The following is a 251-nucleotide window of genomic DNA, read 5'->3' as shown; positions in this document are numbered from 1 at the left end:
GTATGTGGCCAGTGCTCTAACTCCGTAGCTAGAACAAACTCATACTGACCCTTGTTAGGCAGTGACTGGTAACCGGGTAAAGTAATGGCTACGTTTTTACCCAGTTCTTGCAGAGCTTTAGGCAGAGCCTTGGCAACATCTGCCAAGCCTCCACTTTTTACAAGTCCTTGCGCTTCTGAAACTGGAAACCATACATCTATGTTTCGCATTTTAGAATCCAACTTTCGTCCCTTTCTTGATGACTACAACGC

General features: G+C 45.4%; 1 protein-coding gene. It reads right to left on the bottom strand.

Annotated elements, in window-relative coordinates; genetic code table 11:
• Window positions 1–209 (bottom strand): glycogen/starch synthase (locus tag FQ664_RS26520; protein ID WP_178091110.1); only part of this gene is annotated, 209 nt, incomplete at its 3' end.
• Window positions 210–251: the final 42 nt, after the last annotated feature.

This window comes from Pseudomonas persica (assembly GCF_900291015.1).
Classification (GTDB): domain Bacteria; phylum Pseudomonadota; class Gammaproteobacteria; order Pseudomonadales; family Pseudomonadaceae; genus Aquipseudomonas.
This window is presented reverse-complemented; position numbering and strand designations above follow the sequence as displayed.